Annotated in this window: 18 protein-coding genes and 1 pseudogene; 7 read left to right on the top strand and 12 right to left on the bottom strand. The window is 76.8% G+C overall.

What is annotated here, in order from left to right; translation table 11 throughout:
- Window positions 1-85 precede the first annotated feature (85 nt).
- The gene (locus tag MW084_RS23030) at window positions 86-541 is read right to left on the bottom strand and encodes a Crp/Fnr family transcriptional regulator (RefSeq protein WP_010474938.1); all 456 of its coding nucleotides are present in this window, start codon (window positions 539-541) and stop codon (window positions 86-88) included.
- Window positions 542-739: 198 nt separating this feature from the next.
- Here MW084_RS23030 and MW084_RS23035 point away from each other — a divergent pair, with 198 nt between their 5' ends.
- The 4 genes from MW084_RS23035 to MW084_RS23050 all read left to right on the top strand — a co-directional run bounded on the left by MW084_RS23035 (window position 740) and on the right by MW084_RS23050 (window position 3503).
- Window positions 740-1417, top strand: coding sequence for a helix-turn-helix domain-containing protein (locus tag MW084_RS23035; protein ID WP_308403942.1), 678 nt, complete (start codon window positions 740-742; stop codon window positions 1415-1417).
- A gap of 113 nt (window positions 1418-1530) precedes the next feature.
- Window positions 1531-2412 carry a universal stress protein gene (locus MW084_RS23040; RefSeq protein WP_010472544.1) on the top strand — a complete coding sequence of 294 codons (882 nt, stop codon included), beginning with the start codon at window positions 1531-1533 and terminating at the stop codon, window positions 2410-2412.
- Window positions 2413-2479: 67 nt separating this feature from the next.
- Complete coding sequence (locus MW084_RS23045) at window positions 2480-2824, top strand: DUF3040 domain-containing protein (protein WP_106428099.1); 345 nt, start codon at window positions 2480-2482, stop codon at window positions 2822-2824.
- Between the two features lie 472 nt (window positions 2825-3296).
- Window positions 3297-3503, top strand: coding sequence for a DUF2795 domain-containing protein (locus tag MW084_RS23050; protein WP_010472548.1), 207 nt, complete (start codon window positions 3297-3299; stop codon window positions 3501-3503).
- 52 nt (window positions 3504-3555) lie between these two features.
- Here the strand turns inward: MW084_RS23050 and MW084_RS23055 are convergent, their stop codons facing one another.
- Window positions 3556-3840 (bottom strand): hypothetical protein, encoded by a 285-nt coding sequence (locus MW084_RS23055; RefSeq protein WP_010472550.1) that lies wholly within the window; start codon window positions 3838-3840, stop codon window positions 3556-3558.
- A 585-nt stretch (window positions 3841-4425) separates the two neighbouring features.
- Between MW084_RS23055 and MW084_RS23060 the strand changes: the two genes are divergently transcribed.
- Window positions 4426-7152: a SpoIIE family protein phosphatase gene (locus MW084_RS23060; RefSeq protein WP_010472552.1), complete on the top strand. Its 2727-nt coding sequence runs from the start codon at window positions 4426-4428 to the stop codon at window positions 7150-7152.
- Between the two features lie 250 nt (window positions 7153-7402).
- Here MW084_RS23060 and MW084_RS23065 read toward each other — a convergent pair whose 3' ends face one another.
- Complete coding sequence (locus MW084_RS23065) at window positions 7403-7594, bottom strand: DUF2795 domain-containing protein (RefSeq protein ID WP_010472553.1); 192 nt, start codon at window positions 7592-7594, stop codon at window positions 7403-7405.
- 237 nt (window positions 7595-7831) lie between these two features.
- On the opposite strand from MW084_RS23065, the gene MW084_RS23070 reads away from it, so the two are divergent.
- Window positions 7832-8041, top strand: coding sequence for a DUF5133 domain-containing protein (locus tag MW084_RS23070; protein WP_010472554.1), 210 nt, complete (start codon window positions 7832-7834; stop codon window positions 8039-8041).
- Window positions 8042-8360: 319 nt separating this feature from the next.
- Here the strand turns inward: MW084_RS23070 and MW084_RS23075 are convergent, their stop codons facing one another.
- The gene (locus MW084_RS23075; protein ID WP_010472555.1) at window positions 8361-9278 is read right to left on the bottom strand and encodes a MurR/RpiR family transcriptional regulator; all 918 of its coding nucleotides are present in this window, start codon (window positions 9276-9278) and stop codon (window positions 8361-8363) included.
- A 231-nt stretch (window positions 9279-9509) separates the two neighbouring features.
- On the opposite strand from MW084_RS23075, the gene MW084_RS23080 reads away from it, so the two are divergent.
- Window positions 9510-9848: a DUF3140 domain-containing protein gene (locus tag MW084_RS23080; RefSeq protein ID WP_010472556.1), complete on the top strand. Its 339-nt coding sequence runs from the start codon at window positions 9510-9512 to the stop codon at window positions 9846-9848.
- 185 nt (window positions 9849-10033) lie between these two features.
- Here the strand turns inward: MW084_RS23080 and MW084_RS23085 are convergent, their stop codons facing one another.
- The 8 genes and pseudogenes from MW084_RS23085 to MW084_RS23120 form a co-directional block, all read right to left on the bottom strand.
- Window positions 10034-10783, bottom strand: a complete 750-nt coding sequence (locus tag MW084_RS23085; RefSeq protein ID WP_039829574.1) for an SDR family oxidoreductase — start codon at window positions 10781-10783, stop codon at window positions 10034-10036.
- A gap of 148 nt (window positions 10784-10931) precedes the next feature.
- On the bottom strand, window positions 10932-12187 hold a 1256-nt coding region (gene rfaE2 / locus MW084_RS23090; RefSeq protein ID WP_275563769.1), incomplete at its 5' end, for a D-glycero-beta-D-manno-heptose 1-phosphate adenylyltransferase.
- A 1-nt stretch (window position 12188) separates the two neighbouring features.
- A pseudogene (locus MW084_RS23095) lies at window positions 12189-12335 on the bottom strand (D-beta-D-heptose 1-phosphate adenosyltransferase); the annotation flags it as partial.
- Window positions 12332-13009, bottom strand: coding sequence for a D-sedoheptulose-7-phosphate isomerase (locus MW084_RS23100; protein ID WP_010472560.1), 678 nt, complete (start codon window positions 13007-13009; stop codon window positions 12332-12334). The pseudogene MW084_RS23095 and the gene MW084_RS23100, both read right to left, overlap by 4 nt.
- An 84-nt stretch (window positions 13010-13093) precedes the next feature.
- Window positions 13094-14332 carry a glycosyltransferase gene (locus tag MW084_RS23105; protein ID WP_010472562.1) on the bottom strand — a complete coding sequence of 413 codons (1239 nt, stop codon included), beginning with the start codon at window positions 14330-14332 and terminating at the stop codon, window positions 13094-13096.
- Window positions 14329-15294, bottom strand: coding sequence for a glycosyltransferase (locus MW084_RS23110; RefSeq protein ID WP_010472563.1), 966 nt, complete (start codon window positions 15292-15294; stop codon window positions 14329-14331). Before MW084_RS23110 ends, MW084_RS23105 begins: the two co-directional genes overlap by 4 nt.
- The gene (locus MW084_RS23115; RefSeq protein WP_010472565.1) at window positions 15291-16979 is read right to left on the bottom strand and encodes a carbamoyltransferase family protein; all 1689 of its coding nucleotides are present in this window, start codon (window positions 16977-16979) and stop codon (window positions 15291-15293) included. Before MW084_RS23115 ends, MW084_RS23110 begins: the two co-directional genes overlap by 4 nt.
- A 71-nt stretch (window positions 16980-17050) precedes the next feature.
- Window positions 17051-18031, bottom strand: a complete 981-nt coding sequence (locus MW084_RS23120) for a UDP-glucuronic acid decarboxylase family protein (protein ID WP_010472566.1) — start codon at window positions 18029-18031, stop codon at window positions 17051-17053.
- Window positions 18032-18071 lie beyond the last annotated feature (40 nt).

Genomic DNA, 18071 nt, shown 5'->3' on the forward strand with positions numbered 1-18071 from the left:
AATCCGCGACCCCAGGCTACTACCCGGAGGCGCGCCCGGACCCGGGAGAGCCNCNCCCGGANCNNGGCGCCGCCCCGTCCCGCCGTCAGAACACGCCGCTGCCGTGCGGCGCGTACATGTCGAGCAGCCGCACCCGCGTCGACTGCAACCGGTGGGAGAGGACCTGCCCCACCCACTGCGTCAGCGCGTACCCGAACGCGGTCTCCGCCGCGCACAGCTCCCGCACCACCGCCGCGTCGAACTCGGAGGCGCGCACCAGGCTCATCGCCTCCGCGCCCAGCTCCCACTCGTACGGCGGGAACATCCACGACAGGCCGACCAGCTCGCCGTGGCCGAGCATCTCGATCACGGCGGGGCGCGGACTCCCCGGCACCCGCGAATCCAGGGTGACGGCGCCCGTCCGGATGATCCAGAACCGGTCCGCCGGCCGGCGCTCGTCGAAGAGCCGGTGCCCGGGTTCGAACGCGACCTCCCGGGAGAGGGCCATCAGCCGCTCCCGGTGCGGAGCCGGCAGGGCGTTGATCCTCGGAGCTCTGGTCATGTGAACCTCCTGGTGAACCCGCGCACCAAGCGTCGTCCGCCGTACCACCCGGACGGCAGGGCCGACAGGGCACCGGCAGGAGGGCCGACCGGCCCCGTCCCCGCCCCACCCGGTACGACGGTGTCTTTCGAGCCTACTCACCGCCGGCGCGCGCGGCCCGCCATGCGGACGCCGGGCACCGCGACTACCGTGATGCCCATGTCCGGACCCGAGCGCCACAGGGGCGACATCGGCCGCCGCGTCGCGGCCCGCCGCGAACAGCTCGGCCTGTCCCGGGAGGACGTCGCGCTGCGCGCGGGGTCGGCACCCGGCTACCTGCAGTACCTGGAGGAGCAGGCGGCCGTCCCCGGGATGGGCTTCCTGCTGCGGCTCGCCGACGCCCTGGAGACCACCGTCGGCGCCCTCACCGGCGGCACCGCCGACCTGCCGTCCGGCGTGGGGCAGGCGGCCTACCGCCCCGAGCTGGTCGAGCTGGACCCCGACGAGTGCCGGCAGCTGCTCGGCACCCACGGGGTGGGCCGCGTCGCCGTCACCACGCACGAGGGCCCGGCCATCGTGCCCGTCAACTACGTCGCCGCCGGCGGCGAGATCGCCTTCCGCACCTCGCCCGACTCGCTTCCCGGCAGGGCCGCGGGCCGCGAGGTCGCCTTCGAGGTGGACCACATCGACGAGGCCTTCAGCCGGGGGTGGAGCGTCCTCCTGGTCGGCCCCGCCCGCGTCGTCACCGACCCCGGCGAGGCCCGGGCGCTGGCGGAGCGGGCGTTCACCACGCCCTGGGCCGGTGCCGAGCGGGACCTGTGGGTGGTCGTCGCCCCCGCCCGCGTCACCGGCCGGCGCATCCGCGTCCACCGCCTCCGCCCGGAGTCCGGCGCCTGACCGCTCCGCGAGGCGCCGGGCGCCCGGCCGGAAAGGGGTTCAGGACCCGCGCCGGCGAGGAACCCGCCCCGGAGCACCCGGGTGCGCGGCCCGTGCGAGCCCCAGGAGGAGCCATGAACCACGCCACGACCAGGGCGCCCGTCATCGCCGGAGTCGACGGCTCCCCCCAGGCCGCCGCCGCCGCCCTGTGGGCCGCCGCCGAGGCGTACCGGCGCCGGCAGCCGCTGCACCTCCTGCACGCCACCGGTACGGAGGGCCGCGCGTCCGGCGAGGCTGCGGAACGGGCCCGCGCGGCCGGGCACGAACTGCTCATGGAGGCGGCGGGCGCGGTCGCACGGCGGTTCCCGGACGTGACCGTCGTGCGCCGCCTCGCCCCCGGCGACGCCGTCCACGCCCTGTGCGGCGAGGCCGGCGCGGAGGGCACCGTCGTCGTCGGCCACCGCGGCCTCGGCGGATTCGGCGAACTCCTGCTGGGCTCCGTCGGCCTGCGCCTCGCCTCGCGGGCCGGAGTGCCCCTCGTGGTGGTGCGGGGCGAACGCGACCACGCCGCCACCGGGGTCGTCGCCGCCTGCGTGCGCGACCGGCGGGACCACGCGTGGGTGCGGCACGCCGCCCGCGAGGCCGAACTGCGCCGGGCGGCCCTGCGCCTCGTCACCGCCTGGAGCCCGCTCGCCGACGCGGGGGGCGCCCTGACCATGCTCGACGACCTCGACGACATGGCCGGGTCGCGGCTGCGCGAGACGCGCGGACTCGCCGACGAGCTCCGCGCCGAGTTCGCCGGGCTGACCGTCACCGCCGAGGTGGAGAGCGGCCGTTCCACCGCCGGGCCGCTCGTCCGGGCGTCGCAGCGGGCCGATCTGGTCGCCGTCGGCGCGCACCGCCCGGTGCCCGGTGTGGGCCGGGGCCTCGGGCACGTCGTCCACGCGCTGCTGCACCACGCGCACTGCCCCGTCGCGATCGTCCCGCGCGAATCCGGCGCCCGGCAGGAGCACTGACGCGCAGGGCGGGTACCCGGTGGGAAGCAGCGGGTACCGGCCGTCGCGCCGCACGGAGGTGGGCTCCATGGCATCCGGGATGGACGAGAACCGCCTTCTCGCCGAGATCGAGAGGCTCCTCGCGCGCGACGACCCCGGTCTGGAGGCCCGGATGTCCGAACTCACCCGGCAGTTCGCCGACGATCCGCCCGCCCCCGGGGCCGCGCCGCCCGGGGGCCCGGACGGCGACGACGGGGACGGTCAGGCCCGCCGGGAGCGCGACTGGCGCAAGGTCCTCGCCCTGGTCGCCGTCGTGGTCGCCGTCGTCGGCCTGCTCCTCACCGCGATCCTCACCCAGCCGCCCGGATCGGGCACCGGGCCCCCTCCGGGCTCCCCGGCGGGACTGCCCGCCGCGACGGTCCCGCGGGCCTGACGGCGCCCGCCGCGGGCGGCCCCCGCCCGGCCGCCGCCCCGCGTCCGGGCGCATCCGGACCGCGACCGCCCCCGCGGCCGCACACCCGCCGGCGCGGCGGCCTCCGCGGCACCGCCGCCCGTCCGGTCCGCACCCGGCTCCCGCACCCGCGCTCCGGCACCCTCCGGGGCCTCGCGGGACGGGCCGGGCGCGGGGTCCCGCGCCCGGTGCGGGCCCCCTCCGGGGCGCGGGTGAACCGCCGCCGTCCGCCGCCCGTCGGGTCCGGTACGGAGTGCGGAATTCCGGCGAACCACCCCTGTCGGCGCGTTTCCGGCTTGCCCCCGCGCTCCGCGGCTGCGTTAGATTGGTGCCGCTCGCCGACCCGGCGCCCCGTACGGCCTGGATCGGCGCCGGAGCCGCCCGTCGAGGCCGCATCCGATCACCACGCACCGCCACGCCGCCGACCTTCACGCGCGCTCACCCTGGGGGAGCCATGGCTGACGACGTCACCCGCACCGAGATCGCCGACCATCTGGGAGCCGTCTTCGCCAACGGCGCGGTCAGCCGCAGCGATCTGCTGATCGCCGCCGCGGGCGCCCGCCCCGAGGTCCGCGAGGTGCTGGAGGGGTTGCCCGACCGCCGCTACACCGAGCTGCGGCAGGTCTGGGAGGACCTGCCGACCGTCCCGGTCGGGATCTGAACCGGGCCGGGAACCGGGGAGCGCACGGCGCGGGGGAGCGCCGGCCGGGACGCTAACCGCGGGCCCGGTGCGCGGCCTCCGCGACGTCACGGGCCCGCGGCGGGGCCAGCCGCAGCAGGTACGTGGTCCCGCCCAGCACGGCCCGGACGGTCCCCCGCGGCACGTACCAGGGCTCCACCACCCACACCTGCGACAGCGGTGCGCTGTCGATCTCGCTGCCCCTGCTGTTCAGCAGTGTCAACCGCCCCTCCGCCACCCGGACCCGGCCCGCCGTCGTCAACTGGCGCCACCCCCGCCGGATGAGTACGCCCCGCTCCTCGAATTCCCGTACGGCCACACCGCGCCCCCAGTCGCCCCGCACCCCGGCCTTTGGTGGACCATACCCGCGCCGGGACGGCGAGAAATGCACCCCGCCGCCCTCCTGCCCGGCGCCCCGCCGCCGGGCGGCGGCCGCCAGGTACCGGGGCACCGGGCGCCGTGAAGCCCGCGGCGTCCCGGGCGGACCGCCGGCTCCCGGGCCGCCCGGCCTCGGGCCGCCCGGCCTCGGACCGCCGGGCTCCCGGACCGTCGGACTCCGTCCTTCGCATCTCCGCGCCCCTGCGCCTCCCCACTTCCCCGCTTCCGTGCTTCCGCCTCCCGCGTTCCCGGTGGGGAGGNGCGGNACCGGTTGCCGCCCTCCCCNTTATGACCCCGGATGCGAATAGTAAGGNGTANNNGGNNTNNNNGGGCGGGCGGGACGCCCCCGATCCGGTGGGCACGGGTCCCGTGAAGGCGCCCGCGGCGTCCACGGCGGTGCCGGCGCGCCGGCCGCGCGGGGCGGCGTCCGGTGCCCCGCACCCCGTTCCGGAGGCGGTCCGCGCCCGGGGCGGTGATCGTGCTTCCGCACCGGCGCCGGGTACGGGCACCGGTGTTACAAAGGAGCGTGGTCACCTTCTCCGACCGGCTCCGAAGCGTCTCGGTCCGGTCACTGGCCGAAAGGCACCCGCGCAGCGTCGCCGGGCAGGTGTTCGCCCTGCAGGTGGCGCTGGTGGTGCTGCTGGTCCTCGGGACGCTCCTCGCCCTGCTGCTCCAGTCGCGGTACGACGGCGACCGCGAGGCCCGCACCCGGTCCGTCGCCGTCGCGGAGGCCTTCGCCCACGCGCCGGGCCTGCCGGAGGTCCTGGCGCGCCCCGACCCGTCGCGGGTGCTCCAGCCCGCCGCGGAGGCCGCCCGCAGACGGGCCGGCGTCGACTTCATCGTCGTCATGAACGTCGACGGCATCCGCTACAGCCATCCGCTGCCCCAGCGCATCGGCCAGCGGTTCGTCGGCACCATCGAGCCGTCCCTCGCCGGCAAGGTCCACACCGAGCACGTCCGCGGCCCCCTCGGCGAGGAGGTGCAGGCCGTCGTGCCCGTCACCGACGCGGACGGCCGGGTCGTCGGCCTCGTCTCCGCCGGACTGAAGGTGCGCAACGTCACCGGCGCCGTCGACCGCCAGCTCCCCGTCATCCTCGGCACCAGCGCGGCCGGGCTCGCCGTGGCGACGGCGGGCACGGCCCTCGTCGCCCGCCGCCTGCGACGGCAGACCCACGGCCTCGGCCCCGCCGAGATGACCCGCGTGTACGAGCACCACGACGCCGTCCTCCACGCGGTCCGCGAGGGCGTCGTCATCGTCGCCGGCGACGGCCGCCTCCTGCTCGCCAACGACGAGGCGGTACGGCTCCTCGGCCTGCCGCCCGGCGCCGAGGGGCGGCACGTCTCCGAACTGCCGGACCTCGACCCCCGCATGGCGGACCTGCTGCGCTCCGGCCGCCTCGCCACCGACGAGGTCGTCCCCGCGGCCGGCCGGCTCCTCGCCGTCAACCAGCGCCCCACGAGCCCCCACGGGGGCCACGGCGGCACCGTCGTCACCGTCCGGGACACCACCGAGCTGCGCACCCTGTCCGGCCGCGCCCAGGTCGCCCGCAAGCGCCTCGACCTGCTGTACGAGGCGGGCGTCGGCATCGGCACCACCCTCGACGTGGCCCGCACCGCCCAGGAGCTCGCGGACGTGGCCGTGCCCCGCTTCGCCGACTTCGCCACCGTCGACCTCGCCGAGCCGGTGCTGCGCGGCGACGAGCCCGCCGCGACCGTCGGCGCCATGCGCCGCGCCGCCTCCCGGGGCGTCCGCGACGACCACCCGCTCTACCCGGTCGGCCACGCGATCGACTTCCTCGCGTCCACCCCGCAGGCCCGCGGCCTCGACTCCGGGCGCGCCGAGCTCGTGCCCGACCTGTCCCGCGCTCCCGGCTGGCACGCGCAGGACCCGCAGCGGGCCGGGCGGATCGTCGCGTACGGCATCCACTCGCTGATCGCCGTGCCGCTCAGGGCGCGCGGGACCGTCCTCGGCGTCGTCAACTTCTGGCGCTCCGAGAAGCCCGGCCCCTTCGACGAGGAGGACGTGGCCCTCGCCGAGGAACTGGCCGCCCGGGCCGCCGTCGCCATCGACAACGCCCGCCGCTACACCCGCGAGCACACGATGGCCGTGACCCTCCAGCGCAGCCTGCTGCCCCGCGCCCTGCCCGAGCAGAGCGCCGTCGACGCCGCCCACCGCTACCTGCCGGCCCAGTCCGGGGTGGGCGGCGACTGGTTCGACGTCATCCCGCTCCCCGGCGGCCGCGTCGCGCTCGTCGTCGGCGACGTCGTCGGCCACGGACTGCACGCCGCCGCCACCATGGGCCGCCTGCGCACCGCCGTCCACAACTTCTCCACCCTGGACCTGCCGCCCGACGAGCTCCTCGGCCGCCTCGACGACCTCGTCGGCCGCATCGACCAGGACGAGACCGAGGCGGGCGGCGGCGCCGGCACGATCGGGGCGACCTGCCTGTACGCCGTCTACGACCCGGTGACGCGGCGCTGCGCCCTCTCCAGGGCCGGGCACCCCCTGCCCGCGCTGGTCCACCCCGACGGGACCGTCGAGTTCCCCGACCTGCCGGCCGGGCCGCCGCTGGGCCTCGGCGGCGTCCCGTTCGAGACCGCCGAACGGGAACTGGCGGAGGGCAGCCTGCTGGTCTTCTACACCGACGGGCTGATCGAGGAGCGCAGCCGGGACATCGACGTGGGCCTGGAGCTGCTGCGCGAGGCCCTCGCCCACCCGGGCCGCGGCCCGGAGGAGAGCTGCCGCGCCGTCCTCGACGCACTGCTGCCCGACCGTCCCGCGGACGACGTGGCGCTGCTGATCGCCCGCACCCGCGTCCTCGGCCCGGACCGCGTCGCCGACTGGGACGTGCCGTTCCGCCCCGAGGCCGTCGCGGAGCTGCGCGCCGCCGCCGGCGAACGGCTCGGCGCGTGGGGGCTGTCGGAGGCGGCGTTCGCCACGGAACTGATCCTCGGTGAGCTGGTCACCAACGCGATCCGGTACGGCTCCGCCCCGGTGCACGTGCGCCTCATCCACGACCGGGGCCTGACCTGCGAGGTGTCCGACGGCAGCAGCACCTCGCCGCACCTGCGGTACGCGGCGGACACCGACGAGGGCGGCCGGGGGCTGCTGCTGGTCGCCCGGCTCGCCGAACGCTGGGGCACCCGCTACACCGAACGGGGCAAGGTCGTCTGGGCCGAGCAGTCACTGCCCGGCGCGGGCCCGTACGGCACCGGACCGCCCCCCGGCCCGTCCGGCGCGAACCTCCCGTGACCCGCGGCGACGCGAACGGGTGACCTGTGAGGCGCATCGGGTGACGCGGTCGCGCTCCCGCCCGCCCGCCGCGGAGCGCCTCCGCCCCGGAACCCGGACGCGGTCCGGGTCCGCCCCCGCCCGGAGACCGGAGCCCGAAGCCGCCTCCGGCACCCGCGTGACCCCGGGGCGGGCCCGCCGGGGAGGAGGGGCGGTCGCAGGCGCCGCCCCGATCGGCGCGGGGCGGCGCGGTCGAGGGGTACCGCCGGTGTCACGAGTCTCCGCCGACCTCCTTGTTGATCGCGGTGGGGGAGTCGTACTCCTTGTCCGGCAGGGACTTCAGCGCTTCCATGACCTCCTTGCCGGCGCCGTTCTCCTTCGCCTGCCGGACGACGTCGTCCTTCGAGGCGGGGTAGCTGACCCCGCTCAGGTTCCGCTGCATCTCGATGGGGTTCACGTTCATGGCCGGCGAGTACCACGCGCGCGATTCGCCATACCGACCGGCGTTCCGCAGGGCGAACCCATCACGGTTGCATCACAATGTCGTGTGAAGGTCGGTCAGTGCGGGCATATCCCGCGCGGGGGCGGCGCCCGGACCGGGACGCCGCCGATCACCCGACTTCTTCGCACCATCCCCGAGGGAGACGCGTCTCGCCGTCCTCCCCTCTCACCTCATGGCGTCGGAAAGGCAGGTACGCCCATGCTGTTGGCGCATCCGGCTGTGCTTCGAGAGCTTGTCGCCCGGTACGAGTCCCTCTGCGCCGCCGCGCAGGACCACGCGATCGCGCCGGACCTGCAACGCCGCCTGGACGACGTGACGTACACGCTCTGCGTGACGACCGGGACCCGGAAACTGGAGCACGCCCTCGCGGCCGCGCGCGCCAGGCTGGCGGCCACGGCGGCCGGTTAGGGGGGACGGCGGAATGCCCGACGGCCCCGGTCCAGGGGTAGACCGGGGCCGTCGCGGGTGTCCGCAGGGGAGGGCGGGGCACCCGGCAGCGAACACCCGGGGCGGCGCGAGGAGGGAGCGTCGCCCACCGGTGTCCGGTCGGCGGGCACCGCGCCGCGCTCGTCTCCGACGGCGCCGCGATGCCGTGCGAGCAGTAAATATTTATACCCTTGAGTAAGCAAGGGCATGAAAAATTTCATGCGTCCCGATGGCCGAAAAAAACGGTGCCGCGCGGCCGCTCGCACCCACCGGGAACACCGGCCGGACCGCCCGGCCGCCCTCAGTCGTCGAGGAAGAAGTCGTGCTGCAGCGCGACCTGCTCGTAGCGTTCCAGCCGCGACTGCGTACGCTCCGGCTCGGCGTCCGCCATCGCCTGCAGCACCGCGGCCGACAGCACCCCGGGCGCCGCGTACGAGTCGAACACGAGCCGTGAACCGGTCGGAGCGGTGAGCACCGCGTCCACCTCCTCCCTCAGCGGCCCCAAGGTGGAATCGCTGATCAGCGCCACGCGCAGACCCGTGTCGCGCGCCACCCGCACCGCCTCCAGCGTCTCGTTCGCGTGGCGCGGCATCGCGTAGGCCAGCACCCACGAGCCGCCCGCCTCCCACGCCTGGAGCAGCGCGTCGTACGCGACGCTCCCGCCCCGCGTCACCACCCGCACGTCGGGGTGGATGCGCCGCGCCGCGTACGCGAAGTACTCCGCCAGCGACGCCGAGATCCGCAGCCCCACCACCGTCAGGGGAACGGAGCGCGCCAGCCGCCGCCCCACTTCCAGCACCTGCCCCGGATCGGCCAGAACCCGTCGCAGGGTCTCGAGGTTCGCGATCTCCGCGTCGACCGCCGACTGGAGTTCGTTGCTCCGGATCTCCTCCCGGGAGTCCGCCGCCCCCGCCACCGCGCTCAGCGCGATCGGCTGCAGCGCCTCCCGCAGCGCCGGGAAGCCCGAGTACCCCAGCGACGTCGCGAACCGCGTCACCGACGGCTGGCTCACCCCGGCCCGCTCCGCGAGATCGGTGATCGACAGGAACGCGGCCTCCGTCAGGTGGTCCACCAGGTACTGCGCGATGCGCCGCTGGGCGGGGGACAGCCGGTGGCCGGTGAACAGTGCCCGCACCCGCTCCGTGGGTCCCGCCTTCGGAACCGGCCGCCCCGGGGTGATCGCGGCCGCCTGCGCGCGTGCCCGCTGCCCGGATGGCACTGTTGGCACGATCCGTCTCCTCCCGGTCCCAATTCCGCCCAACATAGCTCACGCCGGAACGCGGCCGGGCGGGACGGACGGTCCCGCCGGAACCGGGCGCTCCCCGCGGCCGCCGCACCCGGAGCCCGGCGGCGGGCCCTGCCGGGGGCGGGTTTGCCCTTCCGGGTCCCGGCAACCCGGAACGACGTTCGAGGAAGTCGCCGGAAACCCGGAAACGTCGGGAGGCACGTCATGGCAGCGTCCGACCAGATCAGCGCCGAGCTGTGGGACGAGTTCCACACGGTCGTCAACATGACCTCGCGCGAGCTCCAGGAGTGGCTGAGCACCCAGGCCGCCGGCGAGGAGACCGAGGAGCTTCCCGACCGGGCCGGACCGCGCACCGGCCGCCGCGTCCTGGAGATCCTCGGCAAGCGGCGCACCGACCTCACCGAGGACGACGTCGCCGTGATGCGCCGCGTCCGCGACATCGTCCGCTCCCAGCGCGACCCGGACCTGGAGCCGGAGGCCGGCGGCACCGACTGGCGCCACGGCCTGATGAACATCGGTCACGACCCGCTGAAGCCGGTCTGAGCCGCGCCCCTCTCCCGCGCCGGGCCGCCGACCGCCTTCCCGCCCGGGCGCGCCGGTGCCGGTGCCACGAGGACCGTTCGCGTCGCCCCCCCGTTCCTCCCCGCCGGGGCCGTACCGGCGCCGGCCCGGCGGCCCGGGGACCCGTCCGCCGCCGGGCCGGGAGGGGTCCCGGGGACGGGAAGGGGTCAGGGCCAGGAGGGCTCCCGGCGGGGCACGACCACGATCTCGCCCGCCACGCTGCCGTCCGGCACCGACAGGGCGTACAGCACGGCGTCGGCGACGACGTCGGGGCTCTGCAGCATCGACACGTCCGTCTCCGGGAAGCGGTCCATGATGAACGGCGTCTCCATGCCGCCCGCCACGATGCCCGTCACGCCGATGCCCGGGCAGTCCCGCTGCGCCTCCTTGAACAGCGTGTGGGTGAACGCCCGCAGGCCCGACTTGCCCGCCGCGTACGGGCCGGCCTCCGTCCAGGTGCGGCGGGACGCCGTGGACAGGATGTTCACGATGTGGCCGCCGCCGCGCGCCACCATGCGCCGGTAGGCCTCCAGGCACAGGTACACCGGCCCGAGCAGGTTCGTCTGGACCACCCGGGTGACCTCGTCGGCCGTCAGGTGCTCGATGGGCTTCGACACGTCGACGGCCGCGTTGTTGATCAGGACGTCCACCGGCCGTCCGGCGCCGTCCAGTTCCCGGAAGACTCCCGCCACCGCGTCCGGGTCGCGGACGTCGAGCTCCACGAAGCGGGTGTCGCCGCCGTTCCCGTTCAGCTCGTCGCACAGCTCCCGCGCCAGTTCCTTGCGCACGTCGGCCACGAGCACCGGCGCGCCCGCCTCCGCCAGCCGCCGCACGATGGAGGCGCCCAGCCCCCGCGCCCCGCCGGTCACCAGGGCCTGCCTGCCCCGCAGGTCGACCCGCACTCCACTGCCGCCCATGCCGCATCCTCCGCCTTCCTCGGACGTGTCCGCCGACTTCCCCACTGTGGCCCGGCGGCCACCGTCCGGCACCCCGGGCGGCCGGCGGGGTGGGCCGGACGGGCCACCCCGCCGGCGGNCGCNCCCGGCGCCCGGGCCGGCCGGCGGGTCAGTCGCGGGCGGGGCGGACCGCCGCCCGGGCCGCGCGGTGCGCCAGCAGGGTGGTGGAGCGGCCGTCCAGGTACGGCAGCACCACCGCCTGGCCGCCCCAGCCGCGCAGCACCTCCGCCTCGGGCAGGTCCTCCGCCGAGTAGTCGCCGCCCTTCACCCACACGTCGGGCCGCAGCCGCGTCAGCAGCTCCGCCGGGGTGTCGCCGTCGAACACCGCGATCGCGTCGACGCTGCCCAGCCCGGCCAGCACCCGCGTCCGGTCCGCGACCGGGTTCAGCGGACGGCCCGGCCCCTTCAGCCGCGCCACCGACGCGTCGGAGTTGACGCACACGATCAGGCAGTCGCCGATCCGCCGCGCGCTCTCCAGCAGGCCCACGTGCCCGGCGTGCAGCAGGTCGAAGCAGCCGCCCGTCGCCACCACCGTCCCGCCCCGCGCCCGCACCCGCTCGGCGAGCGCGAAGGGGTCGGCGACCGGCGGTTCGTGCCGCTCCGGGGCCGGGGGCGTGCGCCACAGCGCCGGGTTGCCCGCGCCGCCCGCCGCGACGAACGCCGCCGCCTCCGCCACACCCAGCTCCACCGCCTCCTCCGGCAGCGCCCCGTCCGCCAGCGCGGCCGCCGCCGCCGAGGCGAAGCAGTCGCCCGCGCCGCACGGGTCGCCGGACGCCCGGTACGGGACGGGCACCAGCATCGGCGTGCCGGCGCCGGGCCCCGGCCGGGTCAGCAGCACCCCGCGTTCGCCGAGGGTCACCGCGACGGCGGCGGCCCGCCACCGCTCCGCCAGCTCCGCTCCCCGCCGCGCGTACGCCCGCAGCGACTCGCCGCCCGCGCCGGGGGCGAGCGCCCGGGCCTCGGCGGCGTTCGGCGTGGCGATCCGGACGCCGGGAACCGGCGCGCCGCCCCGGGGGTGCGGGTCCCACACGACCGGCACTCGCGGCGCGACGGCCGCCAGGACCTCCCGCACCGCGTCCGCGGTGCGCCGCCCGTAGTCCGCGACCAGCACCGCGTGCGCGCCGGACAGCGCGTCGCGGACCGCGCCGCCGGGCTCCCCCGGATCACCGCCGCCGCGGTCGATCCGCACCAGGGGCCGGCCCGACGCCAGGACGCGGGTCTTCACCGGCAGGGTGCCCCGCAGGGGCAGCTCCACCAGCCGGACCCGGCCCTCCAGGGACAGGCGCACCGCGTCGCTCGCCGGGTCGTCGCCCAGCGCCGCCACCAGCACCACCTCGCGCCCGTCGCGGGCGGCGAGCGCGGCGGNCAGCCCGGCGCCGCCGGGCCGCCGCCGGTCGCCCGTCACGTCGACGACCGGCGCCGGGGCGTCGGGCGCGAGCCGCGTCGACACGCCCTCGACGTCCTCGTCGAGCAGCGCGTCCCCGACGACCACCAGCGGCCGGCGGGCGCTCACGACGTCCTCCGCCGCGCCGCCGCCGGCTGGAACGCGCCGGCCGCCCCGCCGGTCCGGCGCACCGGGCCGGCCTCGGCCGCCGCGTCGAAGCACTCGCACAGCACGTGCACCGCCACCAGGTGCGCCTCCTGCACCGTGGCCGTCGACGCGGCGTCCACGCACAGCGCCTCGTGCGCCGCCTCGGCCAGCGGGTTCGGCGCGGGCCCGGTCAGCGCCCACACCCGCATCCCCGCCGCACGGGCGGCCGCCGCCGCCGCGACCAGGTTCCCGCTCCGCCCCGACGTGGACAGCAGCAGCAGGACGTCGCCGGGGCGGCCGTGCGCGGCGACCTGGCGGGCGTACACCTGGTCGAAGCCGTAGTCGTTGCCGATCGCGGTCAGGCTGGAGGTCTCGGCGTGCAGGGAGATCGCCGAGTACGCGGGACGCTCGCGCCGGTAGCGGCCCACCAGCTCGGCCGTCAGGTGCTGCGCCTGCGCGGCGCTCCCGCCGTTCCCGGCGGCCAGCAGCCGGCCCCCGCCCGGCAGGACCACCGCCAGCCGGGCGCCCCACCGGGCGATCCGGTCCAGGTGGTCCCGGCGGAACCGGCCGACGGCGTCCTCCAGGGAGGCGCAGTGCCGCAGCGCCGCCTCGCGCGCGGCGGGGGGGAACCCCGAGGGGAGGGAGTGATCGCTCATGTGTGTTCGGGCGCCTGTCCCGGCGGAACGGCCGCGGCGGACCCGCACCTCCTTCGTCGTTCGGTTCGGCTGCCGATCGGGGGTTCAGGCCGCGCCGGTCACGGCGGGCCGGGCGGCGCGCACCCGCGCGTACACCGCCTCGGTGGCCGCCCCGACGCGCTTCCAGTCGTACCGGTCGAGCACCCGCCGCCGGCCCGCCGCGCCGCACGCGGCGCGCAGGTCCGGGTCGGCGAGGAACTCCCCGGCCGCCCGCGCCAGGGCGGCCGGGTCGCGGGGCGGCACGAGCCGGCCGCAGCCGGGGTCGTCGACCGTGTCGAGCTGGCCGCCCACGGCGGTGGCGACCACCGGCCGCCCGCAGGCCATCGCCTCCAGCGGCACGATCCCGAACGGCTCGTAGTCCCCGGGGCACACCACCACGTCCGCGCTCCGCAGCAGCGGCGCCACCTCGTCGCGGGACACCGCGCCGGTGAACCGCACCCGGTCGGCGACCCCGGCGAGCCGGGCCACCCCGCGCAGCCGCCGCACCTCCGGGTCCGCGTCCAGCCCGGACGGGGGCGGCCCGCCGACGACGAGCAGTTCGGTGCCGGGCAGCCGGGACAGGGCCGCGATCGTGACGGCCGCGCCCTTGCGCGGCACCAGGCGGCCGAGCTGGACCAGCCGGTACCGGAAGGGGCCGCGCGGGGCGGCGGGCCCGGCGGGGGAGAACTGCCCGGGGTCGACGCCGCACGGCACGACGCTCACCCGCTCCGGCGGGATGCCCATGCGCCGCAGCTCCCGCACCTCGTCCCGGCAGGTGGCGACGATCCGGTCGCAGGCCAGGCCCACCTCGCACTCGGCGGCGATCCGCTCGGGCGGGCTGGTGTCGGCCGCCTTCTGGTGGCGCCGCTTCACGGTGCCCAGCGCGTGGTACGTGTGCAGCAGCGGCACCCGCAGGGCGCGCGCCGCGCGGACCGCGGCGACCCCCGACATCCAGAAGTGGGAGTGCACCACGTCCGGCGGTCTCCCCTCCAGCACCCGCGCCGTGTACCGGCCGAAGGCGTCCATGTACGGCAGCAGCTCGTCCTTCGGGACGGGCTCGGGCGGCCCCGCCGGCACGTGGTGCACGACCACGCCGGGCCGCATCACCACCTCGTCGGGCAGGCCGTGGTCGTCGCGGCGGGTGAACACCGCCACCTCGTGGCCGCGGTCGGCGAGCGCCCCGGCGAGACGCGCGACGTGGACGTTCTGCCCGCCCGCGTCGACGCCCCCCAGCGCCGCGAGGGGGCTGGCGTGCTCCGAGACGAGCACCACCGACAGGGGTCCCGCGGGGTCGTGGCCGGTCATGAGCGCACCTCCGTCAGCACGCGCTCCCAGTCGTCCAGGAAGCGCTTGAGCCCGTACCGTTCGAGGGCGGCCTGCCGGGCCCGGGCCCCGTCCTCGGCGGCCGCCTCCGGCTCCTGCAGGTAGTGCCGGACGGCCGCCGCCAGCACCTCCGGCCGGGTCGAGAGGGTCCCCGCGCCCGCCGGGACCGCCTCCACCGCCTCCGTGGTCGCCAGCGCCACCACCGGCATGCCCAGGTGCATCGCCTCCAGCAGGGACAGGCCGAGCGACGTCCACCGCACCGGGTGCAGGTACAGGCGCCGCTGCGCCATCGCCGCGTGCAGGTCCCGCTGCGGCAGGTCGCGGGCCCGGCACCGCTCCTCGGGCAGGCCCAGGTGCGCGGCCAGCCCCTCGGTGCGCATGCCGAACACGTCGAGCGGCGCCGCCTCCGACAGCGCGGGCAGCAGGTCGGTACCGGTGTACCGGCCGCGCCGCACCGGTTCGTTGACGACGACCGCCGCGCGGGGCAGCCGCCCCGTGTACAGGTGGCCGGGGTCGACGACGCCGTGCTCGATCACCTCGGTGCGGGCCCGGCCGCTGTCCCAGAACAGCCGGTTGAAGTGGGTGACGTGGACGAGGGTCAGCCCGTCGCGGTCGGCGCACGGGTGCCGGGTGTCGGGCACGTTCCCGTCGGGCGCGTTGTGCTCCAGGTACACGGCGGGCACGTCCCGGCCGGGGCGGCGCCCGCCCAGCCAGCGCTCGGCGAGGTCGAACTCCTCGGGCCGCTGGAGGAGCACCACGTCGACCGGTTCGCCCCTCAGCCGCTCGGGCGTCACCTCCCGTACGGTGGCGGGCCAGTCGAACGTCCGCGCCCGGCCCCGCCCGTCGGGCCCCCGGTCGGGCAGCACGGGGACCAGGCAGGTGTGCGGGCCCTGGACGAACGCCGTCGTCCAGGAGCCGTGGACGTGCCAGAGCAGGATGTTCACCGCGCCGACCTCCTCACGGACTGGGAGTCCTGCGAGTCCGAGGTGAAGAAGCTCCCGCGGCGCACCGCGTAGGGGCCGATCGCCAGCAGGTCCACGGGCGTGGAGCCGAAGCACTCCAGGGCGTCGCGCGGGTCGTCCACCATCGGCCGGCCGGCCGTGTTGAGGCTGGTGTTGACGACCACCGGCAGCCCGGTGCGCCGCTCGAACTCCTCCAGCATCCGGGCGACCAGCGGCTCGGCGGCCCGGTCGACGGTCTGGACGCGGGCGGTGCCGTCGACGTGGACGACGGCCGGGACGCGGTCGCGCCACCCGGGCGCCACCTCGTGCACGAACAGCATGTACGGGCTGGGCAGCCGCCCCGCGAAGATCTCCGCCGCCCGGTCGGCGAGCACCATCGGCGCCACCGGCCGGAACTGCTCGCGGCCCTTCACGTCGTTGAGGCGCTCCAGGTTCCCCGCGTGGCCGGGGTGGGCCAGCAGGGAGCGGTGGCCCAGCGCCCTCGGGCCGTACTCCGAACGCCCCTGGAACCAGGCGACGATCGCGTTTCCGGCGAGCGCCTCCGCGACGGTCTCCGCGATGTCCGGCGGCCGTTCGAACGGCACCGCCGCCGTCTTCAGCCAGGCGCCCAGCTCCGCGTCGGACCAGTCGCGGCCCAGGTCCGCCCCGCCCATGGGCGCCACCTCGTCGCCGCCGCCCGCCGCGAGCAGCATCGCCCCGCCCAGCGCCGTGCCGGCGTCGCCGGCGGCCGGCTGCACCCACACCCGGGAGAAGGGGCCCTCGCGGGCGATGCGGGCGTTGGCCACGCAGTTGAGGGCCACTCCGCCGGCGAGCGTCAGCAGCGGGTCGCGGGTCCGGCCGTGCAGCCAGCGCACCAGGTCCAGCAGCGTCTCCTCCAGTACCGCCTGGGCGCTGGCGGCCAGATCCGCGTGGTCCTGCGTCCACGCCTCGCCCGGGCCGCGCGGCGGGCACAGCTCCCGCCACGGCACGCCCGCCGCGCGGAAACCGCCGTCACCGGTCGGGTACACGTACCGGCGCAGCTCGTCCGCCATCCGCGGCCGGCCGTAGGAGGCGAGCGCCATCACCTTGAACTCGTCGGAGGAGCGCAGGAACCCCAGGTGTTCGGTCAGCTCCTCGTACACCAGGCCCAGCGAGTGCGGCAGGTCCTGCGCGGCCAGCGGCTCCAGCCGGTCGTGGACGCGGCGGGCGGCGAGGTGCGAGGCCCGCTCGCCGCGCCCGTCGAGGACGAGCACGGAACTCGTCGCGGCGCCGGCCTCGTCGGTGGCGAAGGCGCCGGACGCGGCGTGCGCCATGTGGTGCGGCACGAACCTGACCGCCTCCGGGTCGAGGCCCGGCAGCGCGGTGCGCAGGAAGCCGGGCGCCTCGCGTGCGTAGGCCAGCCGCAGGTGGTCCCAGGGGTCGTCGAGCCCCATCAGACCGGCGGGCCGGGCGAGCGCCGGGTCGAACGAGTACGCGACGGCGTCCAGGTCCTGCGGGCGCAGCCCGGCCCGTTCCAGGCACCAGGCGGCGGCCTTCTCGGGGAGTTCCCAGGCCGAGAAGGGCACCGGCCGCTTTCCGTGCTTGCGCCGCGAGAAGCGTTCCTCCTCGGCGGCGGCGACCACGCGTCCGTCGACGACCAGCGCGGCGGCGGGGTCGTGGAAGAGGGCGTTGATTCCGAGAATGCGCATGGGTTCCCTGTCTTTCGGCGCACCGGGGCGCGGCGTCGGGGGGCTTANNTGTACNNCTAGAATANGCGCNGTCAGCCGCCGGAGGCGGCGGGGGTGTCGGCGGCGCCGGAGCGGAACCAGTCGACGGTGCGCCGCAGCCCGTCCTCCGCGGTGACCCGCGGCTCCCACTGGAGCTTGTCGCGGGCGAGCGTGATGTCCGGGCAGCGCACGGCCGGGTCGTCGGCGGGCCGCTCGATGTGGCGGATGCCGGAGCGCGAACCGGTCAACCTGATGATCATCCGGGCCAGTTCCAGCATGGTGGTCTCGACCGGGTTGCCGATGTTCACCGGTCCGCGCAGTCCGTGCGCGGCGGCCGCCAGGACGCCCCGCACGGTGTCGTCGACGTAGCACAGCGACCGCGTCTGCCGCCCGTCGCCGGTGACCGTCAGCGGCTCGCCGGCCAGCGCCTGCCGGATGAACGTCGGCACGGCGCGCCCGTCGTGGCCGCGCATCCGCGGACCGTAGGTGTTGAACAGCCGTACGATGCCCGTGTCCGTGCCGTACGTCTCGGCCTGGGCGGTCGTCAGCGCCTCCGCGAACCGCTTCGCCTCGTCGTACACGCTGCGCGGGCCGACCGGGTTGACGTTGCCCCAGTACCGCTCGTTCTGCGGGTGCTGCTTGGGGTCGCCGTACACCTCGGAGGTGGAGGCCAGCAGGAACCGCGCCCCCGCCCGGTGGGCCAGTGCCAGCGCGTGCCGGGTGCCGAGGCTGCCGGCCTCCAGGGTGTGCAGGGGGAGGCGCAGGTAGTCGGCGGGCGACGCGGGCGAGGCGAAGTGCAGCACCAGGTCGGGCGGGCGGTCCACCTCGAACGGCTCCGAGACGTTCGCCTCCACCAGGGTGAAGTGCGGGTGGTCCAGCAGCGGGGACACGTTCCGCCGCCGCCCGGTGCTGAAGTCGTCCACGCACGTCACGGCCGTCCCGGCGGCCAGCAGCGCGGAGCACAGGTGGGACCCGACGAAGCCGGCGCCGCCCGTCACGACGGCGTGTCCCCACCTGCGGGCGAAGGTGTCCATGCGGTCTCCTCGGTCGTCGGTCGTCGGTCGTCGGTCGTCG

It is taken from the genome of Streptomyces sudanensis (assembly GCF_023614315.1).
In the GTDB taxonomy this organism is placed as follows: Bacteria; Actinomycetota; Actinomycetes; order Streptomycetales; family Streptomycetaceae; genus Streptomyces; species Streptomyces sudanensis.